Genomic DNA, 15,386 nt, shown 5'->3' with positions numbered 1-15,386 from the left:
CTCGGAACTAAGGGGTTACAGTTTGAGGATTTGTATCACCTTTGAGAATCAATGGAAGCCAATCGTCAGCCGCGCCGCAGCCATGCTTTGAGCTCGCCGTGGACGGCGACCCCTTCGAGCAGGATATCGGTTTCCTTGGGATGTGGTTCATCGGGACAGAGATCGGAGCCATGGACAAGATGGATTTCATCCCCGTCAATGCTGAGCGTCCCATCGCGCGGCGACCGGCGCATGAAGCGCCTCGGCCGTACGCCGCATCTTCGCAAGCCGGCCTTACCGCGCAGCCGCCGTTGTGCTGGGGCGCATCCGGTATGCACGTGCCGCAACAGATCCTTCAAAGAAAATCGCGGACTTTTAGCACTCTAAACCGCTCAGAATATGTACGTTGAGCCTATCATTTGGGCCGCGGGTCGAGACCGTGGCATATCGGAAAACGATCTGCGATGCGGTCGGCGTATTGGCCTTGTCGGACGACAAGATTGCCTCTGAAAGAGTGGGAGGACGCCAAATGGAGGAAGTTTGCCAGCCGATGATGACACTGGTCAGGCGCCTAAAGGCGGCGGCTCATCTTGATCGACTTCGAATCCTGGGACTTTGCGCGCATGCGGACCTGACCGTCTGCGAGCTAGCAGAAGTTCTGAGTCTGTCTCGCGAGCACGTGGTCGCACACGTCCGCCAGCTTGCCAGAGCCGGCTTTCTTCTCGGCAACGAACAGCGCCCCTGGCCTTCGTACCACCTCGAAGCAGGAGGCTCGGACGGCGGCTTGGTTCAATTGTTGGTTGATCTCCTGCCCCACGGCGATGGCCATCACAGACAAGACCTACAGCGCCTGGAGGCGATACAGGGCGCGCGGTCCAAGGTGGCCGCCTGCTTGTCCTGAAACTTAGTCTCAATGGAGCGCGAAGCTGACATGAACAATTCGACTGGCGGCGCCATCGCGGAGCTTGGCACTTGCGAGTGGCCTCACCTGGCTGTCGCAGATTCTCGCGTTCACGAGCTGCTTTTAAGACAGGAGCGCCAGGAGCGGACGACCCTCAAACTTATCGCCTCGGAGAACTTCGCGTCCTCCGCGGTGCTGGAAGCGACCGGGTCTATTTTCACCAACAAGTATGCCGAGGGATATCCCGGCGCGCGCTACTACGCCGGAAACGAGATTGTCGATGAGCTTGAAAACCTCGCCATAGAGCGATTGAAGGCGCTGTTCGGCTGTGAACACGCCAACGTGCAGCCTTATTCCGGCTCGCCGGCCAATCAGGCTGTCTGTCGAGCGCTGTTGTGCCCGGGAGACAAGATGATGGGCTTGACCCTCCCCGGCGGGGGGCATCTGACGCACGGTTGGGCGGTGAACTTCTCCGGCACTGACTATCAGCGAGTTCCGTACGGGCTGCACGAAAAGACACAGCAGATTGACCATGACCGCTTGCGCGAGACAGCCAAACGGGAACGACCGAAGCTCATTTGGGTCGGCGGAACTGCTTATCCGCGCATCTTTGACTACGAGGCAATGGCCGACATTGCTTCGGAGGTGAACGCCTATCTGGTGGCCGACATCGCCCACATCAGCGGCCTCATTGTCGCAGGAGTGCATCCAAACCCTGTTGGCCGTTGCGATGGGGTCACCAGCACCTCTCACAAATCGCTCCGCGGCCCTCGCGGTGGCTTCATCTTGTCAAGGAATGAAGACCGCTATCAGGCGCTCTACCATTCCAAGAGCAAACACAATCTGGCCAAACGCATAGACCGTGCCGTGTTCCCTCTCCTCCAGGGCGGACCGCACATGAATACGATTGCCGCGCTTGCTGTCGCTCTGCACGAAGCAGGCAATGCATCCTTCCGTGTGTACGGTCAGCAGATCGTCAACAACGCCAAGGCTCTGGCCCAGGCGCTTCTGGAGCGAGGTTATGAACTCGTCACTGGGGGCACTGACAATCACATGCTGATCCTTGATCTTAGGGACCGGCCGCTGTCTGGGAAAGACTATGCCGAGCGATTGTCGCAAGCAGGGATCATTACGAACTTCAACATGGTGCCGGGCGACCGGCGCCATCCCGCGCTCACCAGCGGCATACGCTTAGGCACGCCAGCAGTAACGTCTGTGGGCATGCGCGAGGCGGAGATGGTGCAGATCGCAGCCTTCATCGACCTGGTTTGCCGCCAGCCCGATGATTCGGACGTCCATGCCCGCGTGCGCAGAGACGTTGCCGATTTCTGCGCTGCGTTCGACGTGCCTGGCATCTCCGACAGGTAAGGCGGCCGGATCAACTGTCACATCCAATTCCAACGTTTGAAGCGAGGACATTCCATGACCAGACAATTCGTGTTCTCTTCCGAATCCGTCGGCGCGGGACATCCCGACAAGATGGCCGACAATATCTCAGATGGCGTGCTTGATGCGATCCTTCGCAAGGATCCTAAGGCCCGAGTTGCTTGTGAAGCGTTGGTGAAGTCAGGGATGGTCGTTCTGGCTGGCGAGATCACCAGCCACACGCAGATCGATTACAGCCAAGTTGCCCGCGATATCATTTTGGACATTGGATATGACGACGATGCGATCGGCTTTGACGGCCGTCGTTGCGCCGTGATTTTGGCCTTGACCGAGCAGTCGCCCGACATCAGCCAGGGCGTCGACGAGGGACGAGGGCAGGATCTCGATCAGGGAGCAGGGGATCAGGGCCTCATGTTCGGGTACGCGTGCAACGAGACCGAAACATTGATGCCGTTGCCAATCCAACTTGCTCACGATTTGACAAAAAAACAGGCAGAGGTGCGCCAAACCGGACGCCTTGGCTGGCTTCGCCCGGACGTTAAATCTCAAGTCTCCGTCCGCTATGAGGGTTTGCGCCCGGTAGCGCTTGATACCATAGTCCTGTCGACGCAGCATGACGAGGAGGTCTCACAAGCCACGGTCCGCGAAGGCGTCATTGAGGAGATCATAAGGCCGGTCTTGCCTCACGACGACCTGGATACGACGAGGATAAGGTTCCTGGTCAATCCAACAGGCCGGTTCGTGGTCGGTGGGCCGCGCGGCGACTGCGGGCTCACCGGACGCAAGATCATCGTCGATTCCTACGGCGGGATGGGGCGTCACGGCGGTGGCGCCTTTTCGGGCAAGGACCCGTCGAAGGTTGATCGATCGGCCGCCTATGCGGCGCGGCACGTCGCAAAAAACGTCGTTGCCAGCGGCCTTGCGGAGGTCTGCGAGGTTCAGCTTGCTTACGCGATCGGTGTCGCCGCGCCGGTCTCTGTCCTCGTCAATACATTCGGAACCGCAAAGATTGATGAAAAGAGGATCGAGCGCGCCGTCCTTGAGCTTTTCGATCTCCGGCCGAAAGGCATCATTAAGGCGCTTGATCTCTTACGGCCGATTTACCGCAAGACCGCGACATACGGACACTTCGGCCGCGAAGAGCCGGAGTTCAGCTGGGAAAAGACGGACAGAGCTGACGAGCTGTTGCGAGAGGCAGGACCGGCAGCCGCGTGAGGCGCCGGTATTGGACGCGTCGGCATAGGGCGACCCATTCCACACTCATAAGAAACACCCGGTCGGGCGTGGCAGAAAGCCGGCAGGTTCCAAGGCGGAGACATTGATGCCGGATTATGACGTGCTTTGCATCGGCAATGCCATTGTCGACATCATCGCCCAGTGCGACGACGCTTTTCTCGAGACAAACGGCATCATCAAGGGTGCGATGAACCTCATCGACACCAAGCGCGCCGAGCTGCTCTACAGCCACATGGGACCGGCGATCGAGGCCTCGGGTGGCAGCGCCGGCAACACGGCGGCTGGCGTCGCCTCCTTCGGCGGACGCGCCGCCTTCTTCGGAAAGGTCTCCAACGATGCGCTGGGCGAAATCTACGCCCACGACATCCATGCGCAGGGCGTCGCCTTCGACACCACGCCGCTCAAGGGTGAGCCGCCGACGGCGCGCTCGATGATCTTCGTCACGCCCGACGGCGAGCGCTCGATGAACACCTATCTCGGCGCCTGCGTCGAGCTTGGCCCTGAGGATGTCGAGGCCGACAAGGCGTCTGGCGCCAAGGTCACCTATTTCGAAGGCTATCTGTGGGACCCGCCGCGCGCCAAGGAGGCAATCCGCCAGACGGCGAAGCTGGCGCACGCGGCGGGCCGCGAAGTGTCGATGACCCTGTCGGATTCGTTCTGCGTCGACCGCTACCGCGACGAATTCCTCGAGCTGATGCGTTCGGGCACGGTCGACATCGTCTTTGCCAACAGCCACGAGATCAAATCGCTCTACCAGACATCCTCGTTCGACGAGGCGCTGGCGCAGATCCGCAAGGATTGCCGGATAGCCGCCGTGACCCGCTCGGAAAAAGGCTCTGTCATCGTGCGCGGCGACGAGACCGTGGTGATCAAGGCGACCGCGATCAAGGAACTGGTCGACACGACGGGCGCCGGCGATCTCTATGCCGCCGGCTTCCTGCATGGCTATACGCAAGGCCGCGACCTGCAAACCTGCGGCGACCTTGGCTCACTGGCGGCCGGCTTGGTGATCCAGCAGATCGGCCCCCGGCCACGGCAAAATTTGCGCCGCGAGGCTGAGCAGGCGGGGTTGTTGTAGGGCAGCATCTCGGCCACGTATTGCCCACCTTTCCCTTTTGCAGGCTGTCCAGGCAAGCGCGTGTAAATCGAACGCGTACCAGTCCGAGAAGCATGCCGGTTTTTCTCCAAATTTCTGATTGTTGAGGCTCAGGAACATTGGCGCACTTCGGGCCAGTACTGCCGCCCGATGATGAATGGCCAACACGCGCCCTTTGACGAAGTCGTTTTGAGACGGGATCGTACAAGAGGCAGATTGCCCGAGGGGCGAGCCACAGTCTGCAAACATCGGAGCCGCAGAATGCTCAGCTCTACGGCGACATGGGACGTGGAACAAGCCGCAGGCGAACAATTCACATAAACACATAAACATTTCTTTATACGGAATTGACAAGAAATTGGGCTGCTGCGATTGTTCGCATGTCGTGGTTCTCCGCAAGGCGTTGCCGTAGCGGAGCTAAGAGGGAAGCCGGTACATGCCGGCGCTGCCCCCGCAACTGTAAGCGGCGAGCCAAACCCAACAATGTCATTGGGGCGAATGCCCCGGGAAGACGGGGCAGAGGCTGTGACCCGCGAGCCAGGAGACCTGCCTCGGTAAACAACGTCCACAGGCGGGGTGTCTGGTGGCTGCGGCAGCTCGGCGTTGATGCCGGCCTGCTAGCGCCTTCCTTGCCCCCCGCCCCAACCATCGGGGTATGGAATGAATGTCTCCCAGCAAGTTCCCATAGCAACGCTTGGCGTGCCGCGTATCGGTCGCCGGCGAGAACTGAAATTCGCTCTCGAAAGCTACTGGTCCGGAAAATCGTCTGCTGCCAACCTTCTGGCGACGGCGAAGGCACTGCGTGCCGCCAGTTGGAGCGAGCAGCACGACCGCGGCGTGTCGAAAATCCCGTCGAACGATTTCTCACTTTATGACCATGTGCTCGACACCGCGGCAATGGTCGGCGCCGTGCCAGCTCGTTACGGCTGGACGGGCGGCGAGGTCCCGCTCGACATCTACTTCGCGATGGCGCGCGGCACGCAAGGCGATACCGCGGGTTGCGGACAGGCCAGTCACGGGCATGCAGTTCAGGGGCAGCGCGTAACCGCGATGGAAATGACCAAATGGTTCGACACGAACTACCACTACATCGTGCCGGAGCTGGGCGACGATCAGACCTTCGCCCTCTCGTCAACCAAACCAGTCGATCACTTTCTGGAGGCAAAAGAGCTCGGCATCCATACACGCCCGGTCATCCTTGGACCGGTGACCTTCCTCAAGCTGGCGAAGTCTCCCGATCAGGGCTTTAATCCCATAGCGCTGCTACCGCGGCTGCTGCCCGTCTACGAGCAACTCCTGCAGAGGCTGGAACTCTCGGGGGCCGACTGGGTGCAGATTGATGAGCCGGCGCTTGTGCTCGACCTTAACCCGAACGAACGAGCTGCCTTCGAATTCACCTACGGCCAGCTGTCGAATGCCGCGCCCAAGTTGAAAATTATGTTGGCTACCTATTTCGGGCCGTTGGGAAACAATCTCGAGACCGCGGTTTCGCTGGGCCTGGCGGGCCTGCATCTCGACCTCGTGCGCGCTCCCGAGCAATTGGAGACGATTGGTCGGCTCGCACCGAAGGATCTGGTGCTCTCGCTTGGCTTGATCGATGGCCGCAATGTCTGGCGCGCGAACCTGACCGCCATTCTCGACCGCATCAAGCCGGTCATCGCCGGTTGGCCGCTCGACCGCGTCGAAATTGCGCCTTCCTGCTCGCTGCTTCACGTGCCGATGGACCTGCGGATGGAGACCGCGCTCGTTGTAGACGTCCGTTCGTGGCTGGCATTCGCCGCCCAGAAGACTGAAGAGCTGCTCGTGCTGGCCCAAGCCTTGTCCGAAGGCTGGGAGGCCGTAACAGGCGGGCTGAAGGCTTCTGATGAGGCGGCCGCCGCGCGCGCAATGTCGACAAAGGCCCATGATCCGCTCGTCCGCGGGCGAGTCAGCAGCATTGACGGCGCCATGAAGCAACGAAAGAGCGCATTTGCCAAGCGCTCGAGAGTCCAGGCTGACACGCTCGCCCTGCCGTTGTTCCCGACGACGACCATCGGGTCCTTCCCGCAGACGCCCGAGGTGCGCAGGGCACGCTCCGCTCATGCGAAGGGTCGGCTGAGCTATATCGACTATCAGACCTTCCTGAAGAAGGAGACTGAGTGGGCCGTCCGTTGGCAGGAGGAGATCGGGCTCGACGTGCTGGTACATGGCGAGTTCGAACGAAACGACATGGTGCAGCATTTCGGCGAGCAGTTGTCCGGCCTCGCCTTCACCCAGCATGGCTGGGTGCAAAGTTACGGCTCCCGGCTCGTGCGCCCTCCCATCATCTTCGGCGACGTATCGCGGCCCAATCCGATGACGGTTCTCTGGTGGCAATTTGCCCAGTCGCTGACGAAAAAGCCGGTGAAGGGCATGCTCACGGGCCCAGTGACGATTCTTAACTGGTCTTTTGTTCGCGACGACGTACCTCGCGCCGAGGTCTGCCGCCAGATTGCACTCGCCATGCGCGATGAAGTGGCCGACCTCGAAAGAGCTGGCGCAAGAGTGATCCAGATCGATGAGGCTGCGTTTCGCGAAGGCTTGCCCCTGCGGAAGTCCGAGTGGAAGCATTATCTCGGCTGGGCTGTCGAATGCTTCCGGCTCGCCTCGACGGGTGTAGAGGACGCGACTCAAATTCACACCCACATGTGCTATTCGGAGTTCAATGAAATCATCGACTCGATTGCTGAACTGGACGCGGACGTGATTTCAATCGAGACGTCGCGCTCCAAAATGGAACTGCTGGACGCCTTCACCAAGTCGAAATATCCGAACGAAATCGGTCCCGGCGTCTACGACATTCACTCGCCACGTGTCCCCGAGATCGGCGAGATCTTGCATCTTGCCCAACTGGCTCGCGAGCGACTGTCGGACGGCCAACTGTGGGTGAATCCGGACTGCGGCCTCAAAACAAGGAAATGGGAAGAGGTCCGCCCTGCCCTCATCAACATGATCGCTGCAGCCTGCGCGCTGCGGGAGAAAGTGCAGGCGCAGGCCGCTGGGCCACTGTGACGGCAAACATGTGACCCGCGGGCCTCGCGGATAATTTGAGGCAGAAAGGACGGCAGCGAAAAGCCGCGAAGACGTCGGTCGACGCGTGCGAGTCCACCCTTGTCGTCCAGCCGAAGGCCGCTGGACGGCTGAGCGGCGGGGCACGATTTGGGACGCCGATTCTGGTCCGAGGACGGATGATTTCGGCCTCGAAATGGAGGAAGGCGGTTTTGTCCGTGAGCTTCTGCCTCACAGGGCCAGCGGCCGACAGACGCGAGGGATCAACGCTTGCAGATGCCGCCTGAGCACTGGCACTATCGAGATATCGGCGGCGAGGTCGACCCATCAAGAGCGTCGGTGTCGATTTGACTGCGTCGCATGTGGCGGACATCGACAAAATAGCCATACCGCCCAGCCGCAAGCTGCGACCATTCCTCATCGTTTCAATTGAAGCCGGCTGCATCTGGCACGGCGTGTGCTCCGCTCCTGCTGAAGTTCCGCTAGGACAGAGCTTTTCACGCGCGCACGGCTCGCGGTGGTGTGTTGCTTCGACACAAACGCCCCCGTGGACATTACGATCGGTCCAAGAATTCAGCTGTGCTCTCCGAGCCTATCTTTCCGTCATGCAGGCTACCCGAGCAGTCGGGAGGAGTGGAACCAACCAAGTTGTAAGGAGCACCTGATGTCTGACATGATGAAGGCACTGGTGAAGGCCAAGGCCGAACCGGGCATCTGGATGGAAGAGGTGCCGGTGCCGGAGATCGGCCCCAACGACGTGCTGATCAAGATCAAGAAGACGGCGATCTGCGGCACCGACGTGCACATCTACAATTGGGACCAGTGGGCGCAAAAGACGGTGCCGGTGCCGATGGTGACGGGCCATGAATTCGTCGGCACCGTTGCCAATTTCGGCGCAGCGGTCACCGAATACAAGGTCGGCCAGCGCGTGTCGGGCGAAGGCCACATCGTCTGCGGCCATTGCCGCAACTGTCGCGCCGGGCGAGGGCATCTGTGCCGCAACACGCTCGGCGTCGGCGTCAACCGGCCGGGTGCCTTCGGTGAGTATCTGGCGATCCCGCAGCACAATGTCGTGCCGATCCCCGATGATGTGCCCGACGAGATCGCGGCGATCTTCGATCCGTTGGGCAATGCCGTGCACACGGCACTCTCCTTCGATCTGGTCGGCGAGGACGTGCTGGTTACCGGCGCCGGGCCGATCGGGATCATGGGCGCGCTGGTGGCGCAATGTGTGGGCGCGCGAAAAGTCGTCATCACCGACATCAACCCGGTGCGGCTGGCGCTGGCGAAAAAACTCGGCGTCCAGCATGTTGTCGACGCCTCGAAGGAAAAACTGCGCGACGTCATGCCGGCGCTCGGCATGACCGAGGGTTTTGATGTCGGCCTCGAAATGTCAGGCGCCGCCCCCGCTTTTCGCGACATGATCGACGCCATGAACAATGGCGGCAAGATCGCCATTCTGGGCATCGCGCCGACCGGTTTCGAGATCGACTGGAACAAGGTCATCTTCAAGATGCTGCATCTCAAGGGCATCTATGGCCGCGAGATGTTCGAAACCTGGTACAAGATGATCGCGCTGGTGCAGGGCCCGCTGGATGTTTCGGATCTGATCACGCACCGCATCGGCATCGACGATTTCCAAGCCGGCTTCGATGCGATGCTCAGCGGCAGTTCGGGCAAGGTGGTGATGGACTGGTAGGGCGACGGCCGGCGTGATTTTGCGAAGGTGGTGACGGGACACCACCCTGGCCTGCCGTCGATCTCCCCGCGCGGGAGCATGGCTGGTGCAAACAGTGGCTGCTCCCCAACGTGCGCCGCTCAATGTCGGCGACGTAGGCGGACCAATCGGACGATGCTCGTAGCAATTCGCCCAGATCGGTTAAGGAATGCTCACAGGCCCCATCGTCTGCTTCCCAATGCCTAGGATCGAGGCCGAGGTGTCCTGGGCGTTTCAGGCGGCAAGATGGGATATGTGATCTCCGGTCGCTTTCCGGTCAGCGAATGAAGGTAGGCAACGATCCGATCGATTTCGATTTGGGTCAGCTCTTGGCCAAGCTGGGTGGTGCCCATGATCGCGACCGCCTCTCTCAGGTCCCAGACCTTGCCCGAATGAAAGTATGGCGCGGTGATTGCTACATTGCGCAGCGACGGCACGCGGAAAACATAGGAATCCTCTGGTACGCTGGTGACGGCAAATCGTCCCTTGTCGTTCTCGGGGAGAATGTCGGCGCTAGGCTTCTCAACGAGGCCGAATGGATAATAACCATTCCCACCAAGATTGACACCGGAATGGCAGGACGAGCAGCCCTTTTCGATGAAAAGGGCCAGGCCCTGTTTCGCTTCGGGGCCGATGGCGGTGTCATCGCCATTGAGGTAGGCGTCGAAGGGGGCCGGCGTGACCAGCGTCGCCTCATAATCTGCGAGTGCGGTGGCTAGGTTATCAAAGGTGATGGGTTCGGCCTCCCGCGGGAAAGCTGAATGGAACCACTCCACATATTGCGGCATCGATTTGAACGTCTCGAGCACTTGGTGCGATGTGTTGGCCATCTCGGCACCGGCCTGTACAGGCCCTTTGGCCTGAGCTTTCAGGTCTTCGGCGCGACCGTCCCAGAACTGCGATTTGTTGAAGACAGAGTTAAACACCGTCGGCGCGTTGCGCTGCCCCTTCTGCCAACCATGGCCAATCGAAGTTTCACGATTGTCGTCGCCCCCGGTGGCCAGGTTGTGGCACGAGTTGCAGGAGAAAACGCCTGAGGACGAGAGGCGTGGATCGAAGAACAGGGCCTTGCCGAGGGCAATCTTCTCCGGCGTGTTCGGGTTGTTGGTGACCGCCGGCATGGGTGGCAAGGGCTTGAAGATGGCCAGTGCCGTTTCTCTGAGGTCTGGTGGAATGGACCGCGCAGCAAAAGCCGTGGCTGCGACCAGCGCAACAGCTATCGCAGGGAACAGGATTTTCATAGATGGAGTCCTTACGATGTGCACGGAACCCATTCTCCACATGCGGCTTGCGAACGCCCTGCGCTAGATCAGCGGATCGAGAGAATCGTGTCTGCCGTTCAAGCCAATCGAGCGGCGGGAACAGTGACTGCGGTTCATCGCCACGGCGGATTTTAATGGTGGGTGCGCGCAATCGCTGTTTTCGTCTGAGATTTTGGTCGGTTCCGTTGCCTGTCGCCACATGCTGCCGCAAAGCCCACCTGTTTAATGCGGCAAGGTTTCTGCCCCCGGCGCATGCACGGCTCATGGTCTACAAGCTTTCTGCGTCCTTCTTTGCGATTCAGACCGACGAGATCGGGGCTGAACGGCGGATACCGGCGCAGTTATGGACAGCTATTACCGCGCAGATTAGTGTCACGACAGCGTGGAGTGGCGCCATAGGCCTCGGTCCTGGACGAGCAACGAACAATCCTGTCGGGAGATTTGTTGCTTTCATCGGAAATCACCACTAGAAGCGACCGCTCCGCAGACCAATCCACCGGAGAGTTTCATGCCAGAAGAAGACTTTGAAAACGCCAACAACCTCATCGACCTTACCGCGGATGTTGTCTCAGCCTATGTTTCCAACAATCCCGTGCCGGTGGGCGAACTGTCTACCCTGATCGGCCAAGTGCACGAAGCTTTGAAACGCACGGCATCCGGTCGCGTCTCGGCACAAGAGCCGACGGTGTTGACGCCGGCCGTCCCGATCAGGAAATCGGTGACACCGGACTACATTGTCTCCCTTGAGGACGGCAAGAAATTCAAATCGTTAAAGCGTCATCTGGCGACCCATTACGGGCTGACCCCCAACGAATATCGCGCCAAATGGGGTCTGCCATCAGACTATCCCATGGTCGCGTCGAACTACTCGGCTGCGCGCTCTGCGTTGGCCAAGACAATGGGACTCGGCCGCAAACCGAAAGAGCCTGAGGTCTCGACGCCCGAGAAGCGGTCTAGGAAGAAGGTACCAGCGTGACTTCCTCCATCCAGACCCGTTGTGGGGCTGGCGGCTCGATCAGCAAGATGTGAGCGAAACACTCGAAAAGGCGGGATCAAAATCCCGCCTTTTCCCTTGGCACGGTGTGATTACACGCCGCGAAGCCGAATGGAACTGACATAGCGCAGAGACACAGGAGACCGCAGGGGTAAAAGGACCAACTTTTCAGCTTGGGACGGAAACCGTTGCAGACCTCTATCCTAAAAGAATATCGCGAGGCTCTCCTGCCTTGGTACACCATCTATCCGACTGTAGCGGAGTTCACCTCCAGCGTCGGGGCCGAAAGCTATGAGGAATGGCTCAGAGGTCTGCCTGCTGACGATTCGGTGTCGCTCTATCTGCACATTCCGTTCTGCCAATCGATTTGCTGGTTTTGCGGCTTTCCAACCACGATTGCCCGCAATCAGGGGCCGATCCTCAACTATATGAATGTTCTGCGTGACGAGATCTGTTTGGTCTCGGAGAAAGTGCAGCAGGGGCTCGTGGTGAACGACGTGCATTTCGGCGGAGGAACCCCGACCCTGATCGGGGCAGCCGAGTTCCTGGCCACTATAAAACTCCTGCGCCGCCGCTTCGCGTTCAGGGAAGCCGCCACGATCGCAGTCGAAATTGATCCACGCACCTTCACAGCCGAGATCGCCGAAGCGTTGGGAGCAGCGAACGTGAGCCGCGCGAGTCTGGGGGTGCAGAGCTTTGATCCGATCGTTCAAAAAGCGATCAACCGGGTCCAGAGCGAGGCGCAGACGGCCGCTGCCGTCGAAAAGCTGCGCCGGCACGGCGTAAGCGGCATCAACTTCGATCTCATTTTCGGTCTCCCAAACCAGACGCTAGAGTCCTGCGTCCAGACTGCGGCGGCGACTGTCGCCATGCGTCCCAGCCGACTTGCGGTGTTCGCCTACTCCCACATTCCATCGGTGATAAAAAATCAACGCCTGATCGAGAAGACTGCGCTGCCGGACAGCGTCGCTTGCGCCGAACAGGCTGCCGCCGTGGCAGAGACGCTGGTTGCGGCCGGCTACCGTGAGATCGGCCTGGACCATTTCGCCTTGCCGGACGACGAACTTACGCTGGCGCAGACCAGCGGTCGCCTACGGCGTAACTCGCTGGGTTACTCGGCCGACACCTGCAAAACCCTGATCGGTTTCGGTGCGTCCTCTATCGGGCGGGTCGGCGAGGGTTACGTCCAGAACGAGGTGACACGTGAGTCCTACAGCCGGCACATCGAAGCTGGCCGTCTGGCGACTTCAAGAGGCTGCCGACTTACAGATGAAGACCGCGTGCGAGCCACAATCATCGAGCGGCTGATGTGCGATTTGCAGGCCGATGTGCCGGCAATTTGTGCGGCCTATGGATTCGATCCAACTCGCCTTCTCGATTCGGCTGCTGAACGCCTGGCGAAGCTGGCCGAGGATGGGATAATGGACATCGAAAAGGGTTTCATCCGGGTGCGTCAGGAACATCGCTTCGTAATTCGCGCTGTTGCTGCCGCATTCGATGCTTTTCTCGACCGGGCTGTCCCATAGCACAGCCAAGCATGAGGGGGCCAAAGCGATGGCTCGTGCCAAACCGCCTGCTCGTCAAGCCGCCGCCGGCCCCGGTCACGGCGCCCTGCGCGGATTGAAGTATTGATTTCCCGAATGGGCAAGGTGCCGTCTAAGCGTCTCAGTCATACAACGGCGATTGGCTTTGCGAGATGGGCTGCCGTTCGACATCTGTAGGTTCGAATACCACCGTTTCGCAGGCAAGGATTTGGGCCGACGAAAGATCGTCGGCGCGATGATCTCGTCCAACTCCCGAGGCACGGTCGTGTATATCGCATCAAACTTCGATGCGGCGGTCCGTTCGTCAGTAATGAGGACCAACAGTCTTGAGGTTATGGGCGGAAACTAGCCTAGCCAGCTAATAGCGACGTGGGTAGGATCCGAGAATTCTCAGGCCATCAATCTCCGCCAACGCAGCCAGCGCCGGGTGCATCAAACGTGGCCAGCGACATCGATGACATAGTGATGGGTGTCCAGCCGCTCGCATGACGGTCGCTGATAGACATAGAGAACGGCCAAGTCGTCCTTCGAGAACCTGTTCAGGAGGGACACAACTGAGATTTTGCTCTGAAACGCGGAGGTGAAGTGCTGTCCGGTCAAATCCTGTCGGCGCAGGGGTCCTGCGCCGGAGCACCCACCACCGCGTAACGCTATGCAGGCCTTGTTCAATTCCTGTTCGCAATATCTGCAGATTATACAGCCCGGCACCAAGCGCAGGACCAAATGCCGCTATCGAGGAGAGTTTTGCTCAGCCACGAAAGATGTCGCTCCCACACGGCTCTCTCTCGCTCGTACTCGGCGACAATCGTGGGAGACGTCAAGCGCAGAACCTGGTCGAGGTAGGGAGTGGCTCCGACCAGAGAGGTCGTAGCTGGGAGGCATGCAATGTCGACGCAGCCATTCTCATATGCTTCGAACAATCCGTCGGTGAACGGGATGAGTTCAACTCGGTCACCAAAGAGGTCCAGCGAGGCTTGATGGGTCAGGTTCCCCCAGGGCCAATGTACCCTGCTCTCTTGATTCCGAGGTGTCGATGGCTGGAGGTTGGCTGAATTGCTCGTTCCCCGGCGCACTCGATCGATAATGCGTCAGAGCCCACATTCACACGCACGCGGTTCATGACCGAACATATAGCAGTGATCGGTGTGAAGCGACCCGGCCCACAAGAAGCCCGCAGCTTGATCTCAGTCGTTCTGATCCGCGCTTGTCGCTGTCGGCATCTGCTAGGTAAGAACTATTGTAGACAATAAGAGGGCTGGGACCCGCTCTCTTCGCTTGCAAAAATCTGTTTCAGCAGAACTTAGCAGATTGCCGCAATCCCCCGCCCGGTCAGCGGGAGATCCGTGTTCTTGCCCGCTCATATGGCGCGGTCAGTGGCCCTTCTGCCCGGCTCTTGCCGGGCAGAAGCAGAAAAAGATCAGCCAGCTTTGCTGAGACTGCCTGCGGAGGACTTGCCGGTACGGCGGTCCTGTTCGACCTCGTAGTTAATCTTCTGGCCCTCATTGAGGGTCGAAAGGCCCGCTCGTTCGACAGCGGAAATGTGTACGAAAACGTCCTGACCTCCGTTGTCAGGCTGGATAAACCCGAATCCCTTGGTGCTGTTGAACCACTTCACCGTTCCAGTCGCCATAACGTATTCCTTTGTAACCATCCAATGTAGACAGGCTATAAGCCAGGTCCGCTTCATATCCGAGATTTTAGGGACAGCAAAAGCGAAAATAGCAAAAGCCCCGGTCAAATCGCAAATCGGCTCGAGAGCTCCATCGTGACCGCCTGTCGCAGACAGCGTCTCCCGCTGGCGCTCCGAATGGCAAACACAAGTTCTGCAACGCTCCGGTAAAGCAAGAACCGCGTCTAACGCCGGTTCGGAGCCGTGTTAGGGAACCACCGATCGGCCGATGTTAGCAAGAGCACGCTGACGACCAGCAACTACGGGCGCGTGCTAACGTCACCATGTTCGCGCCCCTCTGCGAAGGATGCACCTAGCAACCTCTTTTAACGTGAAGCGCTCCCCGTCGACGGTGTCTGACGTCGGACAATGTCAGACGTACCGCAACACAGATTCCGGTGGATCGCATCGCCGAAACGGCTTTCCTCATCTGGCACGGCTCGTGCGCGGTTCATGCAAACGCGCAGGAGAGTCGTCCCATGATCCCCAAACAGAAAAATGCCGTCCCACCTTTCGCCGACCTACTCAAAATTGACACCCGAGCGGGGCCTGGCAGCATTGTCAGGGCTCGCCTG

The 15,386-nt window shown here is 59.6% G+C and carries 11 protein-coding genes and 1 riboswitch; of the genes, 7 read left to right on the top strand and 4 right to left on the bottom strand.

Annotated elements, in window-relative coordinates:
- Window positions 1–65: 65 nt before the first annotated feature.
- On the bottom strand, window positions 66–233 hold the full coding sequence (locus AC0L2D_RS28415; RefSeq protein WP_473543487.1) for a hypothetical protein: 168 nt from the start codon (window positions 231–233) through the stop codon (window positions 66–68).
- 392 nt (window positions 234–625) lie between these two features.
- On the bottom strand, window positions 626–808 hold the full coding sequence (locus AC0L2D_RS28410) for a hypothetical protein (RefSeq protein WP_473543485.1): 183 nt from the start codon (window positions 806–808) through the stop codon (window positions 626–628).
- Between the two features lie 102 nt (window positions 809–910).
- Between AC0L2D_RS28410 and AC0L2D_RS28405 the strand changes: the two genes are divergently transcribed.
- The 5 genes from AC0L2D_RS28405 to tdh all read left to right on the top strand — a co-directional run bounded on the left by AC0L2D_RS28405 (window position 911) and on the right by tdh (window position 9,324).
- Window positions 911–2,248 (top strand): serine hydroxymethyltransferase, encoded by a 1,338-nt coding sequence (locus AC0L2D_RS28405; RefSeq protein WP_473543483.1) that lies wholly within the window; start codon window positions 911–913, stop codon window positions 2,246–2,248.
- A 54-nt stretch (window positions 2,249–2,302) separates the two neighbouring features.
- Entirely contained in the window at window positions 2,303–3,481 is a 1,179-nt protein-coding gene (metK, locus tag AC0L2D_RS28400) for a methionine adenosyltransferase (protein WP_473543481.1), read from the top strand.
- 106 nt (window positions 3,482–3,587) lie between these two features.
- Window positions 3,588–4,580, top strand: a complete 993-nt coding sequence (locus tag AC0L2D_RS28395; RefSeq protein ID WP_473543479.1) for an adenosine kinase — start codon at window positions 3,588–3,590, stop codon at window positions 4,578–4,580.
- Window positions 4,581–4,967: 387 nt separating this feature from the next.
- A riboswitch (cobalamin riboswitch) is annotated at window positions 4,968–5,166 on the top strand.
- A gap of 116 nt (window positions 5,167–5,282) precedes the next feature.
- Window positions 5,283–7,628 (top strand): 5-methyltetrahydropteroyltriglutamate--homocysteine S-methyltransferase, encoded by a 2,346-nt coding sequence (metE, locus tag AC0L2D_RS28390; RefSeq protein ID WP_473543586.1) that lies wholly within the window; start codon window positions 5,283–5,285, stop codon window positions 7,626–7,628.
- Window positions 7,629–8,289: 661 nt separating this feature from the next.
- The gene (tdh, locus tag AC0L2D_RS28385; protein WP_473543477.1) at window positions 8,290–9,324 is read left to right on the top strand and encodes an L-threonine 3-dehydrogenase; all 1,035 of its coding nucleotides are present in this window, start codon (window positions 8,290–8,292) and stop codon (window positions 9,322–9,324) included.
- 221 nt (window positions 9,325–9,545) lie between these two features.
- On the opposite strand, the gene AC0L2D_RS28380 is transcribed toward tdh, so the two are convergent.
- A complete protein-coding gene (locus AC0L2D_RS28380) occupies window positions 9,546–10,583 on the bottom strand; it encodes a cytochrome-c peroxidase (protein WP_473543475.1) in 1,038 nt (345 codons plus the stop codon).
- 529 nt (window positions 10,584–11,112) lie between these two features.
- Between AC0L2D_RS28380 and AC0L2D_RS28375 the strand changes: the two genes are divergently transcribed.
- Together AC0L2D_RS28375 and hemN are read left to right on the top strand one after the other, a co-directional pair.
- On the top strand, window positions 11,113–11,580 hold the full coding sequence (locus tag AC0L2D_RS28375; protein WP_027163647.1) for a Ros/MucR family transcriptional regulator: 468 nt from the start codon (window positions 11,113–11,115) through the stop codon (window positions 11,578–11,580).
- A 206-nt stretch (window positions 11,581–11,786) separates the two neighbouring features.
- A complete protein-coding gene (hemN, locus tag AC0L2D_RS28370; protein WP_473543473.1) occupies window positions 11,787–13,124 on the top strand; it encodes an oxygen-independent coproporphyrinogen III oxidase in 1,338 nt (445 codons plus the stop codon).
- Between the two features lie 1,435 nt (window positions 13,125–14,559).
- On the opposite strand, the gene AC0L2D_RS28365 is transcribed toward hemN, so the two are convergent.
- The gene (locus AC0L2D_RS28365; RefSeq protein WP_008874821.1) at window positions 14,560–14,772 is read right to left on the bottom strand and encodes a cold-shock protein; all 213 of its coding nucleotides are present in this window, start codon (window positions 14,770–14,772) and stop codon (window positions 14,560–14,562) included.
- Window positions 14,773–15,386 lie beyond the last annotated feature (614 nt).

The sequence above is a fragment of the Mesorhizobium sp. WSM4833 genome (assembly GCF_055811095.1).
This window is presented reverse-complemented; position numbering and strand designations above follow the sequence as displayed.